At 34.9% G+C, this 25,786-nt stretch carries 25 protein-coding genes; 2 read left to right on the top strand and 23 right to left on the bottom strand.

The genetic code is table 11. From position 1 onward, the window contains the following. Window positions 1-346, bottom strand: a 346-nt coding sequence (locus ACFX4N_RS19720) for an NAD(P)-binding domain-containing protein (RefSeq protein WP_377262227.1), incomplete at its 3' end; no start/stop codon positions are given. Between the two features lie 295 nt (window positions 347-641). Between ACFX4N_RS19720 and ACFX4N_RS19715 the strand changes: the two genes are divergently transcribed. Further along, window positions 642-1,268: a GntR family transcriptional regulator gene (locus ACFX4N_RS19715; RefSeq protein ID WP_171777580.1), complete on the top strand. Its 627-nt coding sequence runs from the start codon at window positions 642-644 to the stop codon at window positions 1,266-1,268. Between the two features lie 24 nt (window positions 1,269-1,292). Here the strand turns inward: ACFX4N_RS19715 and ACFX4N_RS19710 are convergent, their stop codons facing one another. From ACFX4N_RS19710 to ACFX4N_RS19690, 5 genes are all read right to left on the bottom strand, one after another. Next, the gene (locus tag ACFX4N_RS19710; protein WP_328251384.1) at window positions 1,293-2,873 is read right to left on the bottom strand and encodes an FMN-binding glutamate synthase family protein; all 1,581 of its coding nucleotides are present in this window, start codon (window positions 2,871-2,873) and stop codon (window positions 1,293-1,295) included. 43 nt (window positions 2,874-2,916) lie between these two features. Then, window positions 2,917-4,638, bottom strand: coding sequence for a pyruvate oxidase (locus ACFX4N_RS19705; protein ID WP_274583172.1), 1,722 nt, complete (start codon window positions 4,636-4,638; stop codon window positions 2,917-2,919). Between the two features lie 100 nt (window positions 4,639-4,738). After that, complete coding sequence (locus ACFX4N_RS19700; protein ID WP_274583173.1) at window positions 4,739-5,506, bottom strand: tyrosine-protein phosphatase; 768 nt, start codon at window positions 5,504-5,506, stop codon at window positions 4,739-4,741. Window positions 5,507-5,785: 279 nt separating this feature from the next. Continuing rightward, window positions 5,786-6,538, bottom strand: coding sequence for a CpsB/CapC family capsule biosynthesis tyrosine phosphatase (locus ACFX4N_RS19695; protein ID WP_377262221.1), 753 nt, complete (start codon window positions 6,536-6,538; stop codon window positions 5,786-5,788). Between the two features lie 229 nt (window positions 6,539-6,767). Beyond that, on the bottom strand, window positions 6,768-7,556 hold the full coding sequence (locus ACFX4N_RS19690) for an SGNH/GDSL hydrolase family protein (protein ID WP_377262218.1): 789 nt from the start codon (window positions 7,554-7,556) through the stop codon (window positions 6,768-6,770). A gap of 196 nt (window positions 7,557-7,752) precedes the next feature. On the opposite strand from ACFX4N_RS19690, the gene tagU reads away from it, so the two are divergent. After that, window positions 7,753-8,703 carry a polyisoprenyl-teichoic acid--peptidoglycan teichoic acid transferase TagU gene (gene tagU, locus ACFX4N_RS19685; protein WP_377262214.1) on the top strand — a complete coding sequence of 317 codons (951 nt, stop codon included), beginning with the start codon at window positions 7,753-7,755 and terminating at the stop codon, window positions 8,701-8,703. Between the two features lie 137 nt (window positions 8,704-8,840). On the opposite strand, the gene ACFX4N_RS19680 is transcribed toward tagU, so the two are convergent. The 17 genes from ACFX4N_RS19680 to ACFX4N_RS19600 all read right to left on the bottom strand — a co-directional run bounded on the left by ACFX4N_RS19680 (window position 8,841) and on the right by ACFX4N_RS19600 (window position 25,781). After that, a complete protein-coding gene (locus ACFX4N_RS19680) occupies window positions 8,841-9,551 on the bottom strand; it encodes a CpsD/CapB family tyrosine-protein kinase (RefSeq protein WP_098900805.1) in 711 nt (236 codons plus the stop codon). Then, the gene (locus tag ACFX4N_RS19675; RefSeq protein ID WP_377262210.1) at window positions 9,541-10,293 is read right to left on the bottom strand and encodes a YveK family protein; all 753 of its coding nucleotides are present in this window, start codon (window positions 10,291-10,293) and stop codon (window positions 9,541-9,543) included. The genes ACFX4N_RS19680 and ACFX4N_RS19675 overlap by 11 nt, the downstream gene beginning before the upstream one ends. A 155-nt stretch (window positions 10,294-10,448) precedes the next feature. Next, a complete protein-coding gene (gene rfbD / locus ACFX4N_RS19670; RefSeq protein WP_377262207.1) occupies window positions 10,449-11,294 on the bottom strand; it encodes a dTDP-4-dehydrorhamnose reductase in 846 nt (281 codons plus the stop codon). Then, window positions 11,294-12,304 (bottom strand): dTDP-glucose 4,6-dehydratase, encoded by a 1,011-nt coding sequence (rfbB, locus tag ACFX4N_RS19665; RefSeq protein ID WP_377262204.1) that lies wholly within the window; start codon window positions 12,302-12,304, stop codon window positions 11,294-11,296. Before rfbB ends, rfbD begins: the two co-directional genes overlap by 1 nt. Window positions 12,305-12,311: 7 nt before the next feature. Then, on the bottom strand, window positions 12,312-12,866 hold the full coding sequence (rfbC, locus tag ACFX4N_RS19660; RefSeq protein WP_377262201.1) for a dTDP-4-dehydrorhamnose 3,5-epimerase: 555 nt from the start codon (window positions 12,864-12,866) through the stop codon (window positions 12,312-12,314). Further along, window positions 12,863-13,765, bottom strand: coding sequence for a glucose-1-phosphate thymidylyltransferase RfbA (rfbA, locus tag ACFX4N_RS19655; protein WP_377262198.1), 903 nt, complete (start codon window positions 13,763-13,765; stop codon window positions 12,863-12,865). The genes rfbC and rfbA overlap by 4 nt, the downstream gene beginning before the upstream one ends. Window positions 13,766-13,780: 15 nt before the next feature. Then, window positions 13,781-14,944: a beta 1-4 rhamnosyltransferase Cps2T gene (gene cps2T / locus ACFX4N_RS19650; RefSeq protein WP_377262195.1), complete on the bottom strand. Its 1,164-nt coding sequence runs from the start codon at window positions 14,942-14,944 to the stop codon at window positions 13,781-13,783. 26 nt (window positions 14,945-14,970) lie between these two features. Then, the gene (locus tag ACFX4N_RS19645; RefSeq protein WP_179866270.1) at window positions 14,971-16,194 is read right to left on the bottom strand and encodes a glycosyltransferase family 4 protein; all 1,224 of its coding nucleotides are present in this window, start codon (window positions 16,192-16,194) and stop codon (window positions 14,971-14,973) included. Window positions 16,195-16,198: 4 nt separating this feature from the next. Continuing rightward, the gene (murJ, locus tag ACFX4N_RS19640) at window positions 16,199-17,719 is read right to left on the bottom strand and encodes a murein biosynthesis integral membrane protein MurJ (RefSeq protein ID WP_377262191.1); all 1,521 of its coding nucleotides are present in this window, start codon (window positions 17,717-17,719) and stop codon (window positions 16,199-16,201) included. A gap of 38 nt (window positions 17,720-17,757) precedes the next feature. Next, window positions 17,758-19,008, bottom strand: coding sequence for a polysaccharide pyruvyl transferase family protein (locus ACFX4N_RS19635; protein ID WP_377262188.1), 1,251 nt, complete (start codon window positions 19,006-19,008; stop codon window positions 17,758-17,760). 22 nt (window positions 19,009-19,030) lie between these two features. After that, window positions 19,031-19,684, bottom strand: a complete 654-nt coding sequence (locus ACFX4N_RS19630) for a sugar transferase (RefSeq protein ID WP_257128767.1) — start codon at window positions 19,682-19,684, stop codon at window positions 19,031-19,033. A 97-nt stretch (window positions 19,685-19,781) separates the two neighbouring features. Then, window positions 19,782-20,669 (bottom strand): UTP--glucose-1-phosphate uridylyltransferase GalU, encoded by an 888-nt coding sequence (gene galU / locus ACFX4N_RS19625; protein ID WP_377262185.1) that lies wholly within the window; start codon window positions 20,667-20,669, stop codon window positions 19,782-19,784. 308 nt (window positions 20,670-20,977) lie between these two features. Then, on the bottom strand, window positions 20,978-21,742 hold the full coding sequence (locus tag ACFX4N_RS19620) for a tyrosine-protein phosphatase (RefSeq protein ID WP_377262182.1): 765 nt from the start codon (window positions 21,740-21,742) through the stop codon (window positions 20,978-20,980). Window positions 21,743-22,215: 473 nt separating this feature from the next. After that, on the bottom strand, window positions 22,216-22,488 hold the full coding sequence (locus tag ACFX4N_RS19615) for a hypothetical protein (RefSeq protein ID WP_377262179.1): 273 nt from the start codon (window positions 22,486-22,488) through the stop codon (window positions 22,216-22,218). 325 nt (window positions 22,489-22,813) lie between these two features. Beyond that, on the bottom strand, window positions 22,814-23,257 hold the full coding sequence (locus ACFX4N_RS19610) for a VanZ family protein (RefSeq protein WP_377262176.1): 444 nt from the start codon (window positions 23,255-23,257) through the stop codon (window positions 22,814-22,816). 141 nt (window positions 23,258-23,398) lie between these two features. Next, entirely contained in the window at window positions 23,399-24,454 is a 1,056-nt protein-coding gene (locus ACFX4N_RS19605; protein ID WP_098900819.1) for an acyltransferase family protein, read from the bottom strand. 133 nt (window positions 24,455-24,587) lie between these two features. Then, on the bottom strand, window positions 24,588-25,781 hold the full coding sequence (locus ACFX4N_RS19600) for a glycosyl hydrolase family 28-related protein (RefSeq protein ID WP_377262173.1): 1,194 nt from the start codon (window positions 25,779-25,781) through the stop codon (window positions 24,588-24,590). Window positions 25,782-25,786 lie beyond the last annotated feature (5 nt).

Here is a 25,786-nt window from a genome sequence, read left to right as displayed (position 1 = left end):
GAATTCCTTTTTGTGCAAGCTCAGCCGCAATTTCTTTTGATGCTACCGGAGAAATCGAACTCATATCGATGATAACGCTTCCTTCTTTTGCGCTATGAATTAACCCTTCTTCTCCAAGTACCACGCTTTTTACATGATGTGAAGCCGGAAGCATCGTGATCATCACGTCGCTGTTCACTGCAACTTCAGCAAGACTTTCTGCTCCAAATCCTCCTGCTGCTTTCACTTCTTCCACTGCTGCTTTATTAATATCGTAAACCGTTACCTCAAAACCTGCTTTTAATAAATTGAGTGTCATCGGTTTTCCCATAATTCCAAGTCCAATAAATCCAACGCGTTTTGTCATTTCCGTTTCCTCCCCTTGTTGTATACGTTTTCAAATACGTTTTTAAAAAAATAATGTATACGTTAAAATATTTTTTGTATACATTTCTGATAATTTTGTATACACTCATCATATTCGCATTTTATTTATTTGTCTAGACTTTTTTTAAATGAAATTTATTTCTAAAAGCGAAACTTTCCGTCCCACCTTTTCACAAGTTATAGTATGATTTGGGTATACGCGTACAAAATGATAAAAAATAAAGAGAGAAAGAGACGAGATTTCCTCGTGTCGAATGCTAGAGGTGAAGTAGAGTATGTTAAGAAATCAAGGTTCTCGTTCGTCTCATCACCCTTCTTATGAGATGATTCGAGATAAAATTTTAAATGGTGAGCTTGAAGGCGGTACAAAAATCGTCGAAGAAAAACTAGCGAGCGAGCTTGGATTTAGCCGAACGCCGATTCGTGATTCCATTAGACGCTTAGAATATGAAGGACTGATTGTTCGAAAAAAAGTGGTGTCGCCGACAGAAAAAGACTTACGCAACTTGTTTGAAGTGCGAATGCTGCTAGAAGGCTCAGCTTCTAAAGCTGCCGCAACGTTTTTGTCTGATAACGAATTAGAAGAATTAAAGGAATGCGTAGACATCGGAAGAAACGGATCGTTTGAAGAAATTATGAGCGCGAATGAACGGTTCCACGCTATTATTGTGAACGCAAGCAACAATGACGTAATGATTAATATCATCGACCGCATGCAGTCCATCATTTACTTATTCCGTCATACTGTGGTGTTTTACAACCGCCCGTTTTTAATTGACGAACACGAAGACATTTATAAAGCTATTAAAGAACGCAATGCTGAAAAAGCACAAACGTTAATGCAAGAGCATCTTCAAAAAGATTTGGAGTTTTGCCTCCATTTGCTTCAGCGAAGACAATAAAAAAGCTGCCAATCGGCAGCTTTTTTATACGTACATCTTTTCTTTTATAGAAATATCAGCTAACTGTCCGCTGCTGTTTTTGAACACCACGTGTTTCTTTGAAAACTTCGTTGGCGAATCAATACCGGCAGCTGCTGCTAAATTAAACAATCCTTCACGTAATGACAGCACGTAGTTGCACACGCGGTATGACTTTTCTTCAATAATAAGCGCTTTTTGCAGCTTTGGATCTGTTGTGGCTACGCCTACTGGACAACGATTATTGTGACAAACCTGCGCTTGAATACAGCCAACAGAAAACATAAAGCCTCTGGCAATATTAACGCAGTCGGCACCTAATGATAAAGCCGTTGCAACTTTATCAGCCGTTAACAGCTTGCCTGATGCAAAAAGTTTTACTTGATCACGAACGCCATACTTTTTAAGCAGTTCATCCACAAAAGGAAGTCCTGAAAACAGCGGTACGCCCGCTCCGTCCGCTAATTCTTGAAACGATGCGCCTGTTCCTCCTTCTGCTCCGTCGATCGTAATAAAGTCAGGACCGCTTCCCGTCTCTTTCATATAGGCTGCCATTTCTTCAAGATCATTTGTGTTTCCAACAACAACTTTAATCCCTACTGGCTTGCCGCCTACATCTCGAAGTTTTTCAATAAACTGAAACATTTCAGGATACGAAGCGAACTCTTTAAAACGGTTTGGGCTGTCTACAGATTCTCCTGGCTTTAAGTTGCGGATTTCAGCGATTTCTTCCGTTACTTTTGAACCGTCTACGTGACCGCCTCGCGTTTTGGCTCCTTGCGCCAGCTTGATTTCAAACGCTTTGATTTGTTTCATTTCACTTTTCTTTTTAAATTCTTCCCATGAAAATTCGCCTTCTTTTGTCCGAACGCCAAAAAGCCCTGGACCAATTTGAAAAATGATATCGACGTTTCCTTTTAAATGATACGGTGACAGTCCGCCTTCTCCCGTGTTCATCCACGTGCCGCCTGCTCGTCCTAATCCTAGTGATAAAGCGGTAATCGCATGGTCACCAAGTGCTCCAAAGCTCATGCCGGATTGGCCGATTAATCCTTTTACAACAAACGGATTTTTGCATGAAGGACCTATGACGACCGCATCTTCATCCCTCAAATAAAACGGATCCGCTTCTTTTTCTTCGCGGTGCTCTCTTCGGCTGAATAAGTTATCCGCGTCCATTTTATATACTTTCGTTTTAATTTTTTGCGTATTATCCGCTTTCATTTCGTCGCGCTGCTTTGGAAATACTGCATTTCGAATATAATAGCCCGGTTCGCTAAAATCACGCTCTGAGCCAAAACCCATCATTCGGTTTAGATATTTACCCGACTTAACGGTTTGTTCATATTGATTTCTAGAAAACGGCTTGCCTTCGTTATTATTTAAAAATAAATACTGACGCAGTTCAGGCCCCATTTTCTCAAAAATATAGCGCATTTTTCCGAGCAGCGGATAATTTCTCAAAACTGAATGCTCTTCTTGTTTTTCATCTTTCACCCAAAGAATAATAGCAATGATAACCGGGACTACAATCACAAGCATCATTACCCCGCCAAAAATAAGTAAAATAATTTCAAACACTCCCATGATATCCCTCCTAAAAAGACTCTCCTGTAAGGAGAGTCACTGATTAAAGCATTCTGCTTAGTCCTTTGCGAAGCGGCGGCATTTCGAGCTCATGTTCTTTGAAAAACTTTTTCATGATGTGCTTCGAATAATTGGCTGCTTGTCCAAATGAAATTTTGCCTGGAAGCGGCGGTTCATCCGCGACAACCACATCAATCACAACAGGAACATTCGCAAGCGCTGCTTTTTCAAATGCTGTTTCCAGCTCTTCATATTTTTCAACGCGGTAGCCAATTCCTCCGCATGATTCAGCGAACTTTGCAAAGTTCATTTCACCAAGCTGCGTTTGATAATCCAAGTGACCTTGAAGCGCTTGTTCATATTTAATCATCCCGATTTCACTGTTATTAAGGACGACGACAACAATCGGCAGCTTATACTTCACAGCCGTTACAAAATCTTGCATCACCATCGTAAAGCCTCCGTCACCACATACGGCTACCGATTGTTTTTCAGGATGCGCAAGCTTTCCTGCAATGGCTGCCGGAAGTCCGCAGCCCATCGTTGCCAGCCAGCTGGAAACCACAAATTTTTGATTTGTCATGCGGAAATGTCTCGCCATCCATACCGTCACGTTCCCGACATCAACAGATACAATCGCATCATCATCAACGATTTTTTGAAGCTTAGGAATGACTTGCTGCGGCTTGATTGGCGTACTCACTTCATTTTCTTCTTTTTCTACGTGTTTCCACCAGTTTTCCATATTAACTTGACACTCTTCTAAAAAACGGCGATTTTCTTGATAATCTAAATTATGCGTAAGCTGTGACAGCGTCGTTTTAGAGTCACCGACTAAGCCGATTGATACAGGGTAGCGTCTGCCAATTTGTGTGGCATCTGAGTCCAGCTGGATTGCTTCGGCTCCATCTGGTAAAAACTCACGGTATGGATACGAAGTCCCAATCATAATCAGCAAATCGGTTTCTTCCATCGCTTCATACGCAGGCTTCGTCCCGAGCTGGCCGAGCTGGCCTAGATTATAAGGGTGACGGTCAGGCAGTATTCCTTTAGCGGGAAGCGTAAAAATAACCGGAGCCGCAATTTTCTCTGCGAACTGCGCTAGTTCAAGCTTCGCATGCTTTGCACCTGTTCCTGCTAAAATAACCGGTTTTTTTGCATATTTAATAGCTAGAAGCGCTTTAGCTACATCTTCTGGGTCACTGTGAGAAATGGATTTTGATACATTCGCAATTGGCGTTTTTTCGTCAATTTTAATTGTTGAAGACGGAATATCATCTGGAATAACTAAGACAGCGACACCTTTTTTAGCATAAGCTGTTCGAATCGCTTGCTGCAGCAAATGCGGAAACGATTCAGGCGAGTCTACTCGGTGATTAAACACCGACACATCATCAAAAACACGTTCTAAGTTCACTTCTTGAAACGACTCGTTGCCAAGCTTCGCACGTGGCACCTGTCCGGCTAATACTAACACCGGTGCTCCGTCTGCTTTCGCATCATATAAGCCGTTTAGCAAATGAATCGCACCCGGGCCTCCAATCGACAGACACACACCGATTTTGCCCGTGATTTTTGCGTAAGAAGATGCCGCAAGTGCACCTACTTCCTCGTGACGGACTTGAATAAATTCAATTTCGTCTTTTTCACTGCGCAAGTTATCCATGAAATGATTGATTGAATCTCCCGGCATACCGAAAATGTGATCAATATTCCATTCTTTTAATACAGACATGGCTGCTTTTCCAGCTGTAGTTTTTATCATATTCAGCCTTCCTTTCTTTAACGTTGTTTCTATTCCATACCACAATGAAAGAAAGACAAAACAAGGGACTTTCCCGTTTTTATGGAAAAGTCCCTTGTTTTCAGCTGAATAATTTAAATAAACTAAATTTTTTCATCGGCTCAGGCTCCAATTGATGAACCGGGCGGCCGTCGATAATCGCTTCTGCATTTTCAATAAAAAAATAAAGTTCTGAAGCACCGTACATATCGGAAATGTAATCATACGCTTTTGAAAGTGAATAGTCGTGGTAATTGCGAGCATGAACGCCAGAGGCAATCACGTGGGCTAAGCGGTATTTAATAAACGTAAATGCCGCTTTTCTTTCCTTTTTTCCGTTTAAACCGAGAATACTAGCGGCGCTTAGCTGAACGAGTACGCCTTTTTTAACAAGCTCATACAAACGCTCAGGGTAATCTCGGAAAATTGGGTGACATTCTGGTGAACGAAGAATAGGCACAATGCCTTTTGTTAGAAGATCAGACAGTATCTTTTCAAAATAAGGTGGGACTTCATAGTCAGGCAGTGAAAGAAACAAATATTTATCGGTGTGATTAAGTGTAAGAAGCTGATTTCGCTCATAGTTTCGCAGAAGCTGAGGCGATAAAGGGACAAGCTGACCTGGTAATACTTGAAGAGGAATATATGAATTTGTAAGCCATTCATTAGCTGCATTCACATAGAGAAATAAATGGTGTTTCATAAACTCTTGATCGCTATCATAAAGCGGCGTCGCCACCACGGACTGAACACCTTGATCCGCTAAAGAGCGAGCCATCTTCAAAAAGCCGTCTACTTCCTCAGGTCCGCTATCGATATTAGGCAATATGTACGTATGAATATCAATCACTTTATTTCCCTCCCTGCGTTTTGTATAGCTCTATTCTACGACGATTTTAAATGTGAAACTATGTATTCTTCTCGACATTTACTTCCACGAACCCCGGAAAACCGCGTACTTTCCTGTTACCTACTTAACTAACAATATTTTACTATCACTCTCTGTGAAAACGCAAACAAAATTTGTAAAATAGCTCCAAATAATAATGAAAAAAGAAGGGACTGAAATAGGTCTTTGTATGCAAATACCCTGATTAAACAGAAGTTAATCAGGGTACAAAGGGAAAAGTTAAAAGATTCCTAGGAATTTTGTTTTTTTAATGCGTTCAGGCTCTTGTTTATAGACAGCCTTCCCGCTCGCAATAGCCTCTGCATTTTCCATAAAATGATAAAGCTTGCTGTTGCCGTATTTTTTAGACACAGCCGAATAGGCTTTTTGCAGGCCGTACTGCTGATAGTTTTCACGATTCACACCTGACGCAATAACGTGGGCTAAGCCGTGGTCAATGAATTGATAAGCTGCTTTTTTAAATTTACTGCCATTGCCGCCTAGTATACTTTGCGCTGAAAGCTGAACGACTGCACCATTTTTTACGAGCTTGTATAAATGTGCAGGATTATCTAGAAATAAGGGATGAGATTCTGGCTCGTTTAAAACAGGGACAATTCCTTTTAACTGCAACTCGTACGCAATAGTTTCCAACACTTCAATACCCATATCTTCCGGAACCTGTAACAACATATATTTTCTACTTTCATTTATGGTCATACTATAAAAATCTTGACTGAACAAAGTCATATGATTAGAGGCAATTACTTTTTGCCCTGGTAACACTGTTAATGAAAGCGAGGATGTTTTTAACCAGTCATTAGCAAGATCCAGGTTCGCCCTCCAGCTGGAAACTTTTCCATCACACAAAGGTGTGACAACGACTTTCGTGACTCCTTCTCTCACTAATATATTCGCCATTTCTAAAAATTCATCTTTGTTTTTAGGACCATCTTTTATCTGTGGCAGAATACATGTATGTACATCAATCATTCAGTTGTCTCCTCTTTCTATGTCTCAATTCATGGGTAATATTCCATAAATTATATTATAACATAGGGGTCAGTTCGACTTTTCCACATATAGGAAAATGGTTTCTTATGTATAATTTCGAAGCCCTATAAGCTCCAATTATGCCTTGAAATGTACTTTATCAGCATTTTTAGTCTAATATACCTATAAAAAAAGAATCAGACTAACCGGGTGATTAGTCTGATTCTTTTTAAAGGCCGGGGGCTGAATTCGTAAAATAGGTTTCCAAGTACTGTGCCCATACCTTTTCTCCTTTATCATTAGGCTGACCAGGAGTTTTTGTTAAATAGTTTAAAATGTCTTCTGAATGGTAATCAGGCCATGCCGACCAGTGATTAATATATTCATAGCTATTTTCTTTTGCAAATTCTTCTAACGCCTCGGCATCAGAGGGGTAATTATTTGCTTTATAAACCGGAGCCGATGGCTGTAGAATCGTAATGACTTGTTCATTTTGTTCTTTCACGTACGTTAAAATAATATTGACATTTTCTAACGTATTCTCAATACCTACTACACCATTGTCGTTTAAAAGAAATGGTTCAAACAGCAGTACATCCGGGTGTGCGTCGGCAATTTTCTTATAAGCGTCGCTCTTAATGAATTGTAAGGTTGTCATATTCTTATATTCATGCACTTCAACGTTAATTAATGAAGAGCCATAGGAATCTTCAATTTTCTTCTTCAGCAACTCAGCCCATGTTGCTTTTACTTGTGCTTGTGGAGCTGATCCTACAATAACCAATTTTAAAGGAGTTTTAGTTTGTTTAGCTTTTTGAAGCTTAGCTTTAACAGATTTCGGAAAGTGCTGAGCATGTTCTTTCCACGTATTTTCTGATTCACTCGTATTGCTAGAAGTTACTACTTTCGTTGGCGTTGAAACCGATTGTTCTGACACCTTGTTGTTCCAATACATTTTCCCTGCTGCGATTGCTGCAATGAAAACGATGATTGCTAGAATATTAACCCAAATTTTCATAAGCTGTCTCCCTTACTATATCTTTCTTTTTTGCTCTTATTATAATATAATTTGAAAGTAAGTGGAGAAAAATGAGTAAATTTGTCATTTTTTCAGTATATTAGATTTACTAAAGCATAAAGAGATAAGAATAATGGCTTACATAGGTACTTCATTTATTTTATCAATATACTAAGTAAAGGAAGAGAAAACGACGATGGAAGAATCTCAAACCCGAAGACGTAAAAAAAGGAAACCCAAGAAAAAAAGAGCGTTTAAAATTATTATGGGCATTATCTTAGTATTAATCCTTGGTGTAGGAGCGTATGCTTATAGCATTTGGCACTCTGTAGAAAAAACATTCACGCAAACTCATGAGCCATTGAAACGCGACGTATCTGAGAAACGCTCTGAAAAAGTTTCATTCAGCAATCAAGATCCTATTTCCATATTGCTTTTGGGTGTTGATCAGCGTGCAGGAGACCGCGGCCGCTCTGATTCTCTCATCTTAATGACGGTAAACCCGAAAGATCAATCAATGAAAATGGTAAGTATTCCGCGTGATACACGTACGGAGATTGTTGGAAAAGGTACTACTGACAAAATTAATCATGCGTATGCATTCGGCGGTGTAGACATGGCCATAAATACGGTTGAGAACTTCTTAAACGTGCCAGTTGATTATTATGTCCAAGTAAACATGGAAAGCTTTAAAGACATTGTAAATGCCGTAGGAGGCGTTACAGTCAATAATGATTTAAACTTTAACTACGATGGTTATAGCTTCCAAAAAGGACAGTTAACCTTAAACGGTGATGAAGCTCTTGCCTATTCACGTATGCGTAAAGAAGATCCGCGCGGAGATTTTGGCCGTCAAATGCGTCAACGTCAAATTATTGAAGGAGTTATCGAAGAAGGAGCTAGTGTTCAATCTCTAGCAAACTACGGTACCATCTTAGATACTATCGGAACAAACGTTAGAACAAACCTTACATTCGATGATATGAAGCAAATTCAATCGAACTACAAAGAAGCACGCCATAACGTAGAGCAGCTTCAAGTAGATGGTAAAGGTGAAACTATTAACGGTGTTTATTATTATGCCGTATCTGATGCAACTCGGCAGGAACTTTCGAATACGTTAAAGCAACATTTACATCTTAACTAACGAAAAAGTGATGAAGGTATCTTCATCACTTTTTTATGAAATAAGCGTTCTTAAATTGAATATAGATATAACAAAGCAGACACAAATAAGGCCTCGAAACGCGAGAACGTTTCGAGGCCTTATTCTTTCAAAAAGCTTTAATTACTGCCGTAATAGTAGTAATAATTTCCTTCTTCGATTTTGCGATTATTTAACACGGCACCAAGTAATTTTGATTTGGCTTGCGTTAATAACTCTTTTGCTTTTAATGCCGCATCTTTTTCCGTTTTTCCGCTGCTGACTATTAATATTGAAGCGTCTACTTGATTCGCCAAAATTTGAGCGTCTGCCACTGCCAAGATAGGCGGCGTATCAAAAATAACCATATCAAATTGCTGCTTCCCCTCGCTAAGCATTTCTTTCATTTGATTAGACGCAAGCAGTTCAGATGGATTAGGTGGAATAGGTCCGCTTGTTAACAAGTAAAGGTCCGGTACTTCTGTATTTTGAACTGCCTGTCCCAATGTTGATTGCCTTGTGAGGACGTTCGTAAGCCCTTTGTGATTCTCTAGACGAAATGTATAATGAGCAGTGGGCTTGCGTAAATCAGCATCAACTAATAACACTTTAAGACCCTGCTGTGCATAAACAATTGCTAAGTTAGCTGCAGTAGTAGATTTCCCTTCAGCTTGTCCACTTGACGTTAAAACAAGAGACTTGATTTCTTCGTCAGCACCTGAAAATTGAATGTTTGTCCGAATCGTACGATACTGCTCTGCAACCGGATCTTTCGGACTGTTATGAGCTAGCAAACGTCTTTTTAGCGTCAACACTTTATCATTTTTTGAATTTTTCTTTTTACGAGCCAAGTGTCTCACCTCTTTGCGGTACGCGAGCAGTTATATCCGGACGCTGTACATTTGTTACTTTTGGTACGTCTTTAATCGTTGTGATAACCCCCATTACCGGAAGCTCTAGTAGATTTTCAATATCTTGCTCTGTTTTTAAGGTGTTATCTAAATATTCCAATAAGAACGATAAACCGATACCAACCATTAATCCAACCACTACTGCAATCGCAATATTCATTAAAGGCTGAGGCTTAACCGGACTTGCGCTTTCGCCAAGCGTTGCTTTTGAAAGCACACTTACATTGTCCACATTCATAATTTTAGGAACTTCTTTCTTAAATACAGACGCGGTTGTATTGGCGATTTCAGTTGCACGCTTCGCACTTGTATCTTGTACGACAATCTGTGCTACCTGAGAATCCTGCGCATTTGTTACTTGAATTTGACCGCTCAAGGATTGAGCAGAGCTATCAAGTTTTAATTCTTTAATTACTTTGTCCAATATAGCTGGACTTTTAATAATATCATTGTACGTATTAATAAGCTGCACATTCGTTTGAACGGTTTGGGGATTATATAACTGTTCATCGCTTTTCGCTTGATTGACTAAAATTTGTGTTTTCGATTCATACACAGGTGTTAAGACAAAGAAGCTGATCACTGCACTTACGGTTGCTGCGATGATTGTAATCAGTACAATAAGCCAAAGACGCTTACGAAGCACTTGAAACAATTCTCGCAAACTAATTGTCTCTTCCATAGTTGACCTCCGAACTTAGTAACTTCTAAAAAAATCATATACTGTTCATTATAATTTACAAAAGCTTGTTTTACTATATACTTTTGTAAATTAAATGAAAGCTTTACATTTCCTAGTCTTATATCGGAATTAATGTAGTAGTTTTAATAAAAAAGTTAATTATTTTTCAAAAAGTTTCTTAATGCTTCTCTCCAATGCCTAATTGTAGTAAAGTTATTTAATTTTATAGACATGTGCTCAAAAACAGAATTAGCTGGCCTAGCTGCTGGACGTGGAAAATCAGCCGTTGTACATGAGTTTACTTGTACTTCCATATCTGATATTTTAAAAATTTCTTTTGCAAACTCATACCAAGAGCAACTTCCACTATTAGAAATATGATACACGCCATATTTCTCACTATTTACTAACTCTAGAATAGAATTAGCTAAATCTAATGTATAAGTTGGACATCCTATTTGATCAGCTACCACGGAAATTTCTTTTCGTTCCTCTCCTAATTTCAGCATAGTTTTAACAAAGTTAGCTCCATGCTTGCCGTATACCCAAGAAGTTCGCACAATAAAGAATTTAGAATGTAAATCACGTACAAATTGTTCACCAGCTAACTTAGACTTTCCATATACGCCTAAAGGAGAAGTCGGAGAAAATTCGTTATAAGGTTCATCTGTTGTACCATCAAATACATAATCCGTACTTACATATACAAGCTTTGCTCCTACTGCTTCTGCCGCTACAGCAACATTACGTGTACCGTATGCGTTGATAAGGAATGCTTGTTCAGGCTCTGACTCAGCTAAATCTACTTTTGTATGAGCAGCTGAATGAAGTACAATATCCGGTTTCACATTACTAATAATTTCTTGAACTTGTTCTTGATTTGTAATATCCATTTTGTCTCGATCGCATCCATAGACTTCAAAACCTTTTTCAGAAAATAGTTCTACTAACTCTTTTCCAAGCTGACCGTTTGCACCTGTGATTAATACTTTTCGACTCATTATTTATCACCATATTGTTTGTTGTAGTAGTTTACATAGTCACCTGATTTAATGTTTTTCCACCAGTCTTGATTATCCAAATACCATTGAATTGTTTCAACAATTCCTGTATCAAACGTGTATTTTGGCTTCCATCCTAGCTCTGTTGTTAATTTAGTAGGATCGATTGCATAACGACGATCATGCCCAAGTCGGTCTTCTACAAACTTAATTAATTCTTTTGGTGCGTTAAGTTTCTCTACAATTAAATGTACAATTTCATTATTTGTTCGTTCGTTGTGGCCGCCTACATTATAAATTTCTCCTGGCTCTCCTTTATGAATAACCAAATCAATAGCAGCGCAATGATCTTTTACATGTAACCAATCACGAACGTTTTTACCATCTCCATAGATAGGAAGTTCTTTTCCTTCTAGAGCATTCGTTACCATTAATGGAATCAATTTCTCTGGAAAGTGATAAGGACCATAGTTATTTGAACATCTTGTAATATTAACATTCATACCAAATGTTTCGTGATACGCACTAACAAGCATATCAGCCCCTGCTTTACTTGCAGAGTAAGGACTATTTGGAGCAAGAGGAGTTTCTTCTGTAAAATAGCCTGTCTCACCTAGTGAACCATATACTTCATCAGTTGACACTTGTACATACTTCTTCAAGTTATTAGCTTTTGCTACATCTAATAGTGCCTGTGTACCTAAGACATTACTCTTGATAAAAATATCAGGCTCTGTAATACTACGATCAACATGTGATTCTGCTGCAAAGTTCACAATTACATTAATATTATGATATTTAACTAAATGATCGACAAGCTCTCTATTGTTAATATCACCTTTTACAAAAGTGTAGTTTTCATGACTTTCAATATCTTTTAAGTTTTCAAGATTACCTGCATATGTAAGTAAATCATAATTTACAATATTGTAATTAGGATATATTTCTACCATGTGACGGACAAAATTACTTCCAATAAAACCTGCTCCGCCTGTTACTAAAATATTCATTGCTGGATCACTCCCAAGTAAAATTGTTATCTGCTTCTGCTAATGTTGGATGTTTTGTATCTTTGTCAGAAAGAACCGGGTTATTAAACGGCCAATCAATATTTAAAGCCGGATCGTTCCAAGCAATGCCTCTATCATGTTCCGGTGAATAAAGTTCGTCTACTTTATACTGTACTTCAGTATTTTCAACAATTGTACAAAAACCGTGAGCAAAGCCTTTTGGTACTAAAAGCTGGCGTTTATTATCTGCCGACAGGATAAAACCTTGCCATTCTCCATATGTAGGAGAACCCTTCCGGATATCCACAATAACATCATAAATAGCACCGCGTGTTACACGCACAAGTTTTGTCTGTGCTTTGTCATTTAATTGATAATGCATGCCACGCAACGTCCCTGGTTGCTGAGATAATGAATGGTTATCTTGAATAAAATCCATATCAATTCCATTTTGTGTGAATATTCCCTTATTATAACTCTCTGTAAAGAAGCCTCTGTGATCACCAAAAACCTTTGGTTCAATTAAGATTGCATCTTCAAATTTTGTTTTTATAAGATTCATGCTTTTCCACCTACCAATATTTTTTCTAATGTACTTTGATTTGCTAGACGTAGCATGTACTGTCCATATTCATTTTTCTTTAATGGTTCAGCCAGTTGAATGAGCTGTTCTTTTGAAATATACCCTTTTCTAAATGCTATTTCTTCTAAACAAGCTACTTTCAAACTTTGACGTTTCTCTACAGTTTCAATAAACGTAGAAGCTTCTAATAATGATTCATGCGTACCTGTATCAAGCCATGCGAAACCGCGTCCTAGCAACTCTACCTGAAGTTTGCCACGACGTAAATACTCTTCGTTAACAGAAGTAATTTCTAATTCCCCACGTTCTGAAGGTTTAATAGATTTTGCAATTTGCACTACATCATTATCATAAAAATAAAGACCTGTTACAGCATATGTTGATTTTGGCTGAGCAGGCTTTTCCTCAATAGAAATTGCTTTACCATTTTCATCAAATTCTACTACACCAAAACGTTCAGGGTCTTTAACATTATATCCAAATACTGTAGCACCTTTAGAGCGACTTGCTGCACGCTCCAACGTTTTTGTAAAACCATGCCCATAAAAAATATTGTCTCCTAGAATAAGTGCAACTGAATCTTGTCCTATAAATTTTTCTCCAATGATAAATGCTTGTGCCAATCCGTCAGGTGATTCTTGGACTTCATAACTCAGATTAATCCCTATATCATTCCCATTACCTAATAGTTGTTCAAACCTAGGTGTATCAGTCGGTGTTGATATAATTAAAATATCTTTAATTCCTGCTAACATTAATACTGATAAAGGATAGTAAATCATTGGCTTATCATATATAGGTATTAATTGCTTGGAAATAGATCTTGTAATAGGATATAACCTTGTTCCACTACCACCAGCTAAAATAATTCCTTTCATATATTAACCCCCTCCTTATTTTTGAGTTCTAAGAAATAATGTTTCATATTCATGAACAATTTTCTCCCATGAATATTCATCAATAATACGTTGTTTTGCTTTTGTAGAGAGACGTTCAATATGTTCCTGACTATACAAGTCTGCATTATCAATTAATTCTGCTAAATTGCCACTTTCCTTATTAAAGTACACAGCGCCTTCAGCTCCTACTTCTTTATTAAATACAACATCTAATAAAAGGTTTAATCTAGTAGAGGCAAGTGCTTCAAGTAAAGAAGGATTTGTTCCTCCCACTTCATGGCCATGGAAATAGCCATATGCTTGCTCACGAAGCTTTTGAAGTAGCTCTTGATCATATACAGTTCCTACAAACTTAATACGTGAATCATTATCAAATTTAGTATTATTCAATAAATCCTGATAAAAACTATTTTGTTCAACATTTGAAATAATAACTAAATCTTTTTTAGAATTAGATGCCATGAACTCTCGAATCATTAACTCATAATTATTTTCCGGAACAAATCTTCCTACTATTAGATAGTATTCAAAGGGTTTTACACTATGTTTATTATGCCAATCTACTAACTTAGTTGCCTCATTTCCTAGCGAAGAATTCTCGACGGCCGCCCCATAAGCAATGAAAGTAGTTTTTGGCGAATATGATGCATAGTCTTTTTGAATATAAGTTTCAATTCCTTTAGAATCACATACTAGTAAATCTGCATGTTTGACCATTAAACTTTCAGAAAGCTTCCAGTACTGTCGAATATAATAATTCCATTTACTTCGTTTCCACTCATGTCCGTCCGGATTAACAAAAACTTGAACTCCTAATTTTTCAAAAGCTTTTTTATACTTAGCGAAGAACGGACCGATTCGACAAGCTAATACATAAACAATTGAATTTTTAAGGTTGTTCTTTTTAATATATTTTAGGCACTCTTTTATACTTAAGATATCGTATAAAACAGCTTTGGCACTTCCTATATTAGGAACTTTCACATTAAAACAACGCACATTGTTATAGTAAAATTCTTTTTCATCTTCAGCCATACATGAAACGTGATATGCAATATCTTTGCTAACTTTCATTTTAGTTAGATACTCAACAAAGGTTTCAAACCCACCGTACTTCGCTGGAATACCTTTTGATCCTATAATAAAAACATTTTTCATATTGGTCATAACCTCAGTCTTTTTATTTAAATAAAATTATTATATATTTCTAACAATTTGTTCATGTAGTATTCGTTGTTGTATATTGTTTCTACTTTTCTTCGCGCTTTATGTCCTATTTTCTCTAATTCAACGTCATCAAATTCGTTTACTTCATCTATAATTTTAGCCAGCTGAAAATAATCTTTTGGATTAAACAAAAAGCCATTTTCCCCTTCGTCAATATGCTCTGGAATTCCACCTATATTACTTCCAATTACTAGCTTTCCATATGCAAACGATTCTATTAATGATAATGGACCATTTTCATACCATTCTGAAGGCATAATTACAGCTTTTGAATTCTTTATCACTTTACTAAGTGCTTCTCCTGTTTGAAAACCTAATAATTCTGCTTTTGAACTCAAACCATTATTGATTATAAAACTAGCAATTTCGTCTTCAAGTGGCCCTGTACCTACAATTTTCACCTTAACGTTCTTCTTAGTCTCTTTCAGTGCTTTTAAAAGTGTCATTATACCTTTTTCTTCTGATAACCTTCCAAGGTACAAAAAATAATCCTCATGTGTATAGGAAGGTAAAAAGTCATCTGGGTTTATAAAATTAGGAATGTGAACTATCTTATCTTCAGGAAAACCCCATTCAATCATCTTCTCTCTATAGAAACTACTAGGTGTTATAAATAAATCTATATATTTATCGTAAGTCTTTAGAAAAGAATGTACATATGCTTCTACCATGTTTACTGCGCTACCAAGAGTAGAATTTTTTGTACATTTATTAAGAAGAGAATTGTAATATTTTCCACCCTTGCATTTTTCACAAACTTCTCCTTGAGATAACATTTTATAGTTAGGACATAAGACTTTTAGATCATGTACCGTATAAATTACAGGAATATTTTTTTTCTTCAAAGGGCGTAAGATAGATGGTGACAATTGATGTTGAAAAATATTTAAATGTGCAATGTCAATTTTATATTGGTTTAAGAGACTATCAATATTTTTATAAGCTTCTTTAGAAAAAATGATTTTTAAAGATAGATCAATTTTTTTCTTAAGGTTAGCTTGCTGATAGTCTACATTTTCTACAAAATATTCAGATGTTAAAGCTTCTTTATTCTTATCATCTTTCATCGCAAAAGGAAAAACCTTAAAATTCCTTTTCTTTAGTTCTTCTTCTAATGCAAAAAGATATGTTTCACTACCTCCTTTAAGATAGTAAAATTTATTAACTGTTAAAACATTCAAAGTATTACAATCTCCTTTTAAAAACATATTTTTTGTAATTGATGCCTTCTAACCTTGTTATTACTACCATTAATAAATAGATGAGAATTACCAATAAACAGTTGATGAAAAAGTTAATGATACCTGTATTAGGGTTTAAAATATCTCTTATAAAATATATGGCCCCTAAAGTAACTGACATAGTTAGTAAGAGTTTAAAAATAAATTTCGTAGTGTATTTTAAATTAACTGACAACCTACTTTTATTTTTAATAAGGTATATAAACAGCAAGAATATAAAGTTAAAGCTTACAGATATACTGTTAGCTAATGCTAAACCCACGTGGTCTAATTTTTTCACTAACAATATTGCAAGAACCAAATTCAATATACCTGATACCACATTTGAAAATACAGGAATAATAGTGTTCTTAGTGGCAAAAAACACTCTTGATAATACCATAGTAAGGGAGGTTCCCAATATTCCAATTGTATAAGCGATTACAGCTTCAGATGTCATTTGGGTAGCTGAGGGTCCAAATGCCCCTCTTTCAAATATTATTTTGGTAATAGCATACGAATAAAACAGCATGATTGCTATTATTGGTAATAAAATAATAGTTGTTATTCTTATACTTTTAAATACTTCTGTATTTAATCTAGAAATTTCTCCTTTAGAAGCTAATATTGATAAAGAAGATAATAAAACTGTAGATATCCCCATCGCTATAATCCCTGTAGGTAATTGAGTTAGTTTTAGTGCGTAAGACAAGGATGCTATACTTCCCTCTGGTAGACCTTTACCTAATACTTTGTCAAAAACATTAAAAGCCTGAGTGAAAATAGAACCGATAAGCATAGGGACGCCCATTAATACAAATTCTTTAACGTCTTTAGTAAAATAATTCTCCATTTTTATTTTAAATATAGTAAGTTTATTCGTCTTAGCTTTATAAAATAAATAGAGTAATTGTATAACAGCAGAGCCAATAGTTGCAGTAATTAAGGTTTCCGAGCTGCGACTAAAAAAGATAATAATCAATATAAAAAGAATATTCATTATTACTGTCGAAATTATAGGCTCATAAAAAAGCTTATTAGCATTGAACTTAGCTGTTAAGAATAGTGACAAAACCATTAGAAGTTGAACGGGAAGAACCATTTTAATCAAAAATAATTGTTCTACTGTTACCTGTTCACCAAAATAAATTTTTCCTATAAAATTTGTAAATATGAAAAATAAAATATTCAATCCCACCAAAGCTAATAATGTTATCGAAAATATTTTCGCGGTAAAATTATTAGCGTTATGAGAACCTTCTCGTTCTTTTAAAGAGAGATATATAGGAACAAAACTAGACAGCAAAACTCCCCCAATAATATTTGAAATATATTGAGGGAGACTTAACACTGTTAAGTATGTATCAGAAATTTCATTTGCCCCGTATTGAAATGCTAATACCTGTTCTCTAACAAAACCGCTTATTTTACTTATAAATGTTAAGAATATAACTATAGCCGTAGTAAACTTTAATATTTTTTTCATAATCTAACCCTTATATTAATATTTAAGTAATAAACTGATTAGCTGATCAAGCTTTTTATCATTCTAGCAGGTTTTTCAGCCTCATTTTTAATTACAGGGATTTTATTTGTTAAATCTATTCTGTAATTTTCTTTTTCAGCTATGCACTTATCAATAGTATTAAGCATATCTTGCGTTGTAATTTCATTGATATCTAATACATAGTCGGACAAGCTTAACATTTTCATAATTCCAGTTGTCTTTGGTTCATAAGCAATAGCTACTGTTGGAACATGAGAAGATAGTGAAAAGATATTTGAATGCATTCTCGTTCCGATAAAAATATTAAACTTACTGTAAATTGCCTTCAATTCTTGAGGAGTAAAATCATTATCCAGCATTATGACTGATCCTTTTACTCCATCACTTAATTTCTCCCAAACATTCGAGTTTGATATTCTGTCATCCTCGATTGGTGTAGGGCCTGTCACCTGAGGAACTAAATATACATTTGCATTATAATTATTTACCAAATGTTCTATAGATTTAGCTACTGCTTCAATATAATTACTATATAATTGATCTACATTTTCATGCCCAGGGAATCGCCACTGTCTAACAGTAACTCCTACATTAAATTTTTGTTGATCTAAATCAATTAATTCTTTTGTTTCTATATCATCAGCAATCATAGAAAAAGCAGAGTCACCTACTATTACAGGATTAGAAATACCGATATCATTTAAAAATGTTCGCGATAAGTCTTCTCTAATAGTAATATTTTTAACTTTTTTCAAAACAAAATTTGCTATTTTTTTAGACAAAGAACTTCTAAAAGGCCCTATAGATTGAGAGTATGTTATAACCTCTTTATCTAATTTAGTTGCAAAGTAAATTTGCGCTAAATGCATTATTAAACTAGCCTCAATATGATATTTAGGGTGCGAATAAAGAAAGCCTCCCCCACAACTAACAACTATATCTGCTTCTTTATAATAGTTAAAAATATCACTTGAGCGTGTCGAAGGGATGATACCTTTCTTAACAAATTTATTTACCTCACGTAATTCTTTTAAAAGGAAAGCCAATCTCTTAAGAAACGAATGATTTTTATTTGGAAATCTAGTTAACTGCTCTACTACTTCACTTCCATACTCCCTATACAAATCATCATCTTCAGGATATCTAGAAGAAACGATAATTTGGGAATTAGGTATAAACTTCTGTATACTTTGAATCATAGAAATTATAATAGCCGCATCTCCCTTGTTTTTACTTGAGTGGGCATTAATAATTAAAATCTTCTTCACTTTTCTTCACCAATCCTTAATCTTAATAAGCATCTTTTGAACCGAACAACACAATTACGGTTTTATAAATTATTTTTATATCGAATAATATAGAACTATCCTTAATGTAACGGAGATCTAATTCCACCATTTCTTTAAATCCTAAATTACTTCTTCCACTAACTTGCCATAACCCCGTACAACCAGGGATTACTTTTAATCTTTGTTTATCATGTGAAGTGTATAATTTAACTTCCCTAGGAAGTGCTGGACGTGGACCTACTAGGCTCATTTCTCCTTTTAAAACATTTAAAAGTTGCGGTAATTCATCAATACTAGTTTTCCGAATAAATTTTCCTACCTTTGTGATACGTGGATCATCTTTCATTTTAAACATTGCTCCACTTACCTCATTGTATTTCAACAAATCTTTTAAAAGTTCCTCAGCATTAGAAACCATAGAACGAAATTTATACATATTAAATTCTTTTCCATCTTTACCGACACGTTTTTGTTTAAAAAGAATAGGTCCTTTAGGATCTTCTATTTTTATCAAAAAAGCAATTATTATAAATAACCATGATAAAAATATTAAACCTAGTAACGCGCCTATAACGTCTATAGACCGCTTCATCGCTAGATAATATTTTGAGTTATTGCCCCTGACGATGGCCTGTGCTTCATAATTTTCGCTCATAGTTTCTTCTTCAACTATTCGGGACATACTTCTTTACCTCCATTACTGTGACTTAAAAATATACTACTAATATAAGTTGTAATGTAAGTTGGTTTTATCACTTACTTTCGACCTTTGCCTCTTTCTCTAATAGTTCTCGCATAAAACTGAAGATTTCTGCACGTAGCTCTTCATGCTGTAATGAAAATTCAAGTGTTGTTTGAATAAAACCTAATTTTTCTCCGACGTCGTAGCGTTTCCCTTCAAAATCATAAGCAAATACACGTTGAATTTCGTTTAGTTTCTGAATGGCATCTGTTAGTTGAATTTCACCGCCAGCTCCAATTTCTTGCTCTTCTAAAAATTTAAAGATTTCCGGCGTAAAAACATAACGTCCCATAATAGCTAAATTAGAAGGCGCGCTTCCTGATGCAGGTTTTTCCACAAATGTATTAACTTGATAGCGACGGCCTTCATTTGAAATAGGATCAACAATACCATACCTATGTGTTTGATTATCAGGAACTGTTTGTACACCAATCACTGAAGATAGCGTGTGTTCATATTCATTCATCAATTGACGTAAACATGGTGTTTCTGCTTGAACAATATCGTCTCCAAGTAAAACTGCAAATGGCTCATCTCCAATGAAGTTACGTGCACACCACACTGCATGTCCCAAACCTTTTGGCTCTTTTTGACGAATATAATGAATATCTACATTAGAAGATTGACGAACCTTCTCTAAAATTTCTAATTTTCCTTTCTCTATTAAATTACTTTCAAGCTCAGGAGCATAGTCAAAATGATCTTCGATAGCGCGTTTACCTTTTCCCGTTACAATAATAATATCTTCTATACCCGATTCAATTGCCTCCTCGACAATATACTGAATAGTTGGTTTATCAACTATTGGAAGCATTTCTTTCGGCATGGCTTTTGTGGCTGGTAAGAAGCGGGTACCTAATCCGGCAGCTGGAATAATTGCTTTTCTAACTTTTTTCATCATTAATCATCCCTCATTCTCTATTTTTAGTTTAGGTATGTACTGGTTGTAAATACTTATGGAAAAGCTACAAACGTATAGTTCTTCCATAAGTATTTATATAATAATTGGGCATCTAACCCACCCTCACACCGTACTATCGACAACATTGTGTCTAAGGTAATTTTATACCCACAGTACAGCCGAGTATCTCCTTTGATAATGGTTAGGAGATATCACCATTACTTTCTCTTTATAACTATTATTGAATATTAAACCAATGATGAATAAAAAAAGAAGAAAGTTGTTAGGAACCTTAACAACAACACTTAGAAAATTCCTAAAAACTTTTTCTTTTTCACCTTCTCAGGCGTATCTCTAAAACAAGTATGTCCATTCACAATGGCTTCTACATTCTCTTGAAACATATACAACATGTCTAAGCCATATTCAGAAGAAATTAGGTCACTTGCCTCCTCCATGTGAAAGCTTCGGCCAGAGATATTATGGGCATCTGATGCAATCATGTGCGTTAAATTGGCATTGATTAAATCGAAGGAAAACTTCTTTATTTTTTTCCCAAATCTTCCTGTTAAGCTGGATGCGGTAACCTGTGTCATAGCTCCTTTGTTGACTAAGTTATATAAAATATCTGGATCTTCAATTAAGCGGCTGTTTCGTTCTGGATGAACGATAATTGGCGTTAACCCTTCTGAATGAATGTCATACAACAAGCGTTCCGTGAATCGAGGCACTTGGCTTGATGGAAATTCTAAAAAGATATATTTACTTTGATTTAAAGGTAGGATTTTACCATTATGATAATCATCTAAGAGTTCTCCATATATACGAGTCTCCTGGCCTGCTAATATAGTGAGGGGAATATTTTCTTTTAGAAGACTTTCATTTAAGTTAGAAACTTTACATAAAATATCATTCTTCTCGTTTATGTATTTGCCGTTTTGATGATGAGGTGTTGCCACAATGGTATGAATCCCTTCAGATACTGCCTGTTTTGCCATTTCTAAACTATCTTCAATCTTTTGTGCCCCATCATCAATACCAGGTATAATATGGCAATGAAGATCGATCATCTCTTAATCCCTCCCCATTTCCAAAGACCTATAAAATCTTTTATACTTATGAAATACTATCACAGGTATAATCTAGGTTCAATGTCTTATTTTGTCGAATAACATCAAAAGTACTAATATAGGTTCTTCAAGCTTTTTTTTATCTGAAATAGTTCTTAATATCTATAATTATATAATGATTATAGATTAAAAATATAAAATATTGATTCTTTTTTTACAATATTATTGAAATAAATTCTTTTATATAAAATATATTCCTAATGAAAGTTTAACAATAAGTTCCACATTTTTCTTGAGGCAACAGAATTATATTTTCTGAAAATTATATAAAAAATCCCTCAGACTACTAAATTCATGATAGCGTTACCATTGTTATTTTAATAAAGATTTTACCCTCAACTCAATTTTCTTTCCGAGCTAAAATAACTAAGCCTAAAGGACTATCAATCAAGACTAACTTGTATTTATTTTTGTTACTTTTTGTAATAAATTTTCAAAAATTGTAGAATCGTCTTTTCAATACTTAAAAGCGATATTATATACTTAATATCCTTTTCATTAGGTAAATAGCTGAACTGCACAGAAGATGTTTGCCTTTTCACCAACATTTCAGATTTATCTCTCCCCCTTTGATATATCACTAATTTATTGTCAATATCTAGACCCGCCAAAGCGTAAGTTGAATCCAAATGCCTGCTTTGGTCATTATACATCATTTCTTCCAAATCTTTAGCCACTTTACTCATGTTATACGGCTCTTGCCGATATGGAAATGCTTCTAACATACGAGTAAATACACTGTGCGTACCTCCAAATGATAGTATCTGATTAGGTGATATTTTCTAAAGTTTTTCATGCTCCCCTTTTTGTGCCTGGCCATCTACTGTCCCCTAGGTGTCAGACTTTATTGTTATAAAATCCTCTGTTAACGCGATAGATTAAAAGCTCACATCATTACTCTAATATCTTTATAACCTAATTTCACCTCCTTTGTTTTTAAATACAAATCAGAAATTTGGATATTATATAAAATAAAAAAAGGACTGATATCAGCCCTCTAAATGTAAATTCCTACCTTAGTTCATACGACTTGTTTATCTTTTTAAATACACTGTAGCCTATGCCTGTTCCTAGTGTATTCAAAATAACATCATCAATATCTGTACATCGATTAGGCATAAACAATTGAACTACCTCAATGGATATTGAGCACATCATCCCAATTGAGCACATCATCCCAATTAAGAACCCTTTTGGTACACTATTTATGTTCTTAAATTTTATGGATAGTAAAAAACCAAAAGGTACAAATAAAAGAATGTTGCCTACATTGTTTACTATAAAATCACTAAATGATTGATGAAATAATAAATCTGCTATTGTATAAAATGGCACGAGATTAATGCCACATTTTCCTGTACCGATACCTAAAGAACTTTCTGGAAACATAGTTAACCTAACGATAAATAGAATAGAACCTAAAAATAAAATATTAATTAAATTAATTTTCAACATTAAAGATTATCCCCTGTAGTTTTCTAATAGCATAATATCCTACTATATACTTCATCAGTTGGCTTTTAAAAATATAATAAATAAAAAGAGGACTGAATAAGTCCCCTGACATTTTTTAAATTCTTTTTATAATAAAACTCTTTATGCTGTTAGTTTACGTGGTTGTTTATTATTCACTATGAATTTCTTTCTTAAAAACGAGTCAATTGGCTTTTCCATAACTTCATGTAGCACAATGCCCATAGCTGGAGATAGTATCATTATTAAAACTAATGTTATATCTTTCCCTATTAACTTCATAATGTTTAATTTATCAAAAACTAACATAAAGAAAAGTATACACTGAACATGAGAAAGAAAAATCGAATAAGATGCATCTCCTATATAAGTTAAAAGTCTAGGCATTTTTACATCTCTTCTTAAATCAATGCTCATAACCCCTGATAATATAAATACAGAGCCTATACAAAAGAAAATTAATTTGTTAGGAATATTAAGTACCTCAAGTGAGTTAGTTACCCATATGAACATATAACACATAACACCAATAAAAATAACTAATTTCTCATTTTTGATTCTCATACGACTTGATAGGTACCCTACTAATGCTCCTGACCAAATCTCAATATTGTTGATACTAAATAAAAATGAACTTAGCTTTTCAAAAGGAGGGATTCCAGCCAAACATAATAAAGAAACAGCAAGCCAAGTAAAAATTATACCCTTGGTAATTTTATTTGGAAACGAAATTAGAATTGCAAATAAAATATAAAAGAAAAGTATATGTCTTAATGACCAAGCTACACCTACAGTTGGATCAGGATGCAGAAAAAACATTGATAATAAAGTGTTCGAGATTGTACCATCTTTCGGATCACCTAATTGAGGTAAAACTACACATATACCAAATCCTACAAATGTTAACATCCAATATAAAGGAATTATTTTCATAATCCTTTTTTTTAGAAATAGAATGGCTTTTGGTTTTAACCCAAAATTATTTTGATTAATGTAATATATCATCAATCCACTTACGGCAAAAAATAAATCTACTCCACCTGATCTACTATGCCAGTTTCCAATGTTAAAAAAACTAAAATCGTAACGCTCACTGAACATGTAATTTGCATGGAATGCCATAACAAATAATATTGCTATACCTCTTATAAATTGTATAGTGTTTAATTTTTTTCTCACTTCAGAACCTCCAACTTTTTTACTATTAACCTCAAAAATTATACTACTTTTAAATTGTTTTTCCAGAAGATTCTTACGTTTCAAACAAAAGATTTACGCCAATTCACATTTTTTAACTCTTAACAATAACTTTCTATTTTCCAAATTTATCAAACCCTTTAAATTGTACTGCTTGAGAACGGCCTGTTAACCTTGCTTCTTGCAGGATCGAGTCATCTTTTAGTTTGGCACCCTCGTTTGCATATATTGCACCCATTACTCCATTAGCTTCAATTCCCATAAAATTGACTTTTTCAACATCACCTTTGAATACAAATCCTCTATTATTTCTTTCACCGAAGCCTATAAGGGAAACTCCAATAAAATTGCCACCTAGTACATTATGCAATTCAACCATTTTAGTATGAGGGGACTTTCTATTTGTATCTCGAGCTTCAATATGCGTACCAACAAAATTAACGTTGCGTACATAAGTGTTTAAACCTATTCTAATTGGGAGCTCTCCACCAAAGTAACATCCATTAAAATTAAATGTATCGAGATTTACTTTACCATCTATTTCTAAACCTACCGTTGAAGCATCTACTCTTCCAAATGTACAGTCGTAAGCTACTATTACACCGCTATTATATTTATCTGCGTAAATAAATAAGCCATGACCACCAGGATTATCTACTGCACCATATCCAGCTCGTACATCTACCATGTTAACATGGGAAGCATTGGATATTTTAATACCTATCTTCCCTTTACCAATGCCTGCTACAGTTATATGTCTAAGGCCCATTTCTCCTGGAATAGAATCATTTGTGAGCTTAGATTTCACATTCCCCAAATGTATACCGTTATTCCTTCCGTTTAACTCAATTCGTACATTTTCAACATTAACTCTTTTATGTCCACCAGTTGTTTGAATTGCAAATCCATTTCCTTCATTTTGAATGATACTACCTTTTTTGCCATGACTTAAGCCTATTAATGCTATGTTATCAGGTACATATAAAGTACTTGTTATTTTATATGTTGATAAAGGCAATAGTACAGATCCACCACCCATTTCAGAAGCATGATTTATGGCACCTTGGATGGCTTTAGTGTCATCTTGCTTTCCATCCCCTTTAGCGTTAAAGGGAGAATTTTTCACATTGATAGCTAGCTCATTTAACTTAGTATTTTCTTCTTGTTCATTATTCTTATAAGGAGATAAGAGGTTATTTTTATTGAGCTTAACTAATGCAGTGTTAGGTTGATTAGTATGTAATAGAAGACTAACAGCTAAGCAAATTACCGTTATACTAAGAACAATAATAGCAATATTCTTCTTCATTATGA

It is taken from the genome of Priestia sp. YIM B13551, assembly GCF_042787905.1.
Taxonomy (GTDB): domain Bacteria; phylum Bacillota; class Bacilli; order Bacillales; family Bacillaceae_H; genus Priestia.
Note: the sequence above shows the minus strand (reverse complement) of the source record. Positions and strands in the feature narration are given on the sequence as shown.

What these genes read in the sequence shown, in the direction of transcription:
- ACFX4N_RS19715 (WP_171777580.1), top strand. Translation starts at nt 642, where the DNA reads ATGTTAAGAAATCAAGGTTCTCGTTCGTCTCATCACCCTTCTTATGAG.
- ACFX4N_RS19710 (WP_328251384.1), bottom strand. Translation starts at nt 2,873, where the DNA reads ATGGGAGTGTTTGAAATTATTTTACTTATTTTTGGCGGGGTAATGATG.
- ACFX4N_RS19705 (WP_274583172.1), bottom strand. Translation starts at nt 4,638, where the DNA reads ATGATAAAAACTACAGCTGGAAAAGCAGCCATGTCTGTATTAAAAGAA.
- ACFX4N_RS19695 (WP_377262221.1), bottom strand. Translation starts at nt 6,538, where the DNA reads ATGATTGATGTACATACATGTATTCTGCCACAGATAAAAGATGGTCCT.
- ACFX4N_RS19690 (WP_377262218.1), bottom strand. Translation starts at nt 7,556, where the DNA reads ATGAAAATTTGGGTTAATATTCTAGCAATCATCGTTTTCATTGCAGCA.
- tagU (WP_377262214.1), top strand. Translation starts at nt 7,753, where the DNA reads ATGGAAGAATCTCAAACCCGAAGACGTAAAAAAAGGAAACCCAAGAAA.
- ACFX4N_RS19675 (WP_377262210.1), bottom strand. Translation starts at nt 10,293, where the DNA reads ATGGAAGAGACAATTAGTTTGCGAGAATTGTTTCAAGTGCTTCGTAAG.
- rfbD (WP_377262207.1), bottom strand. Translation starts at nt 11,294, where the DNA reads ATGAGTCGAAAAGTATTAATCACAGGTGCAAACGGTCAGCTTGGAAAA.
- rfbB (WP_377262204.1), bottom strand. Translation starts at nt 12,304, where the DNA reads ATGAATATTTTAGTAACAGGCGGAGCAGGTTTTATTGGAAGTAATTTT.
- rfbC (WP_377262201.1), bottom strand. Translation starts at nt 12,866, where the DNA reads ATGAATCTTATAAAAACAAAATTTGAAGATGCAATCTTAATTGAACCA.
- rfbA (WP_377262198.1), bottom strand. Translation starts at nt 13,765, where the DNA reads ATGAAAGGAATTATTTTAGCTGGTGGTAGTGGAACAAGGTTATATCCT.
- cps2T (WP_377262195.1), bottom strand. Translation starts at nt 14,944, where the DNA reads ATGAAAAATGTTTTTATTATAGGATCAAAAGGTATTCCAGCGAAGTAC.
- murJ (WP_377262191.1), bottom strand. Translation starts at nt 17,719, where the DNA reads ATGAAAAAAATATTAAAGTTTACTACGGCTATAGTTATATTCTTAACA.
- ACFX4N_RS19630 (WP_257128767.1), bottom strand. Translation starts at nt 19,684, where the DNA reads ATGAGCGAAAATTATGAAGCACAGGCCATCGTCAGGGGCAATAACTCA.
- galU (WP_377262185.1), bottom strand. Translation starts at nt 20,669, where the DNA reads ATGAAAAAAGTTAGAAAAGCAATTATTCCAGCTGCCGGATTAGGTACC.
- ACFX4N_RS19620 (WP_377262182.1), bottom strand. Translation starts at nt 21,742, where the DNA reads ATGATCGATCTTCATTGCCATATTATACCTGGTATTGATGATGGGGCA.
- ACFX4N_RS19615 (WP_377262179.1), bottom strand. Translation starts at nt 22,488, where the DNA reads ATGAGTAAAGTGGCTAAAGATTTGGAAGAAATGATGTATAATGACCAA.
- ACFX4N_RS19610 (WP_377262176.1), bottom strand. Translation starts at nt 23,257, where the DNA reads ATGTTGAAAATTAATTTAATTAATATTTTATTTTTAGGTTCTATTCTA.
- ACFX4N_RS19600 (WP_377262173.1), bottom strand. Translation starts at nt 25,781, where the DNA reads ATGAAGAAGAATATTGCTATTATTGTTCTTAGTATAACGGTAATTTGC.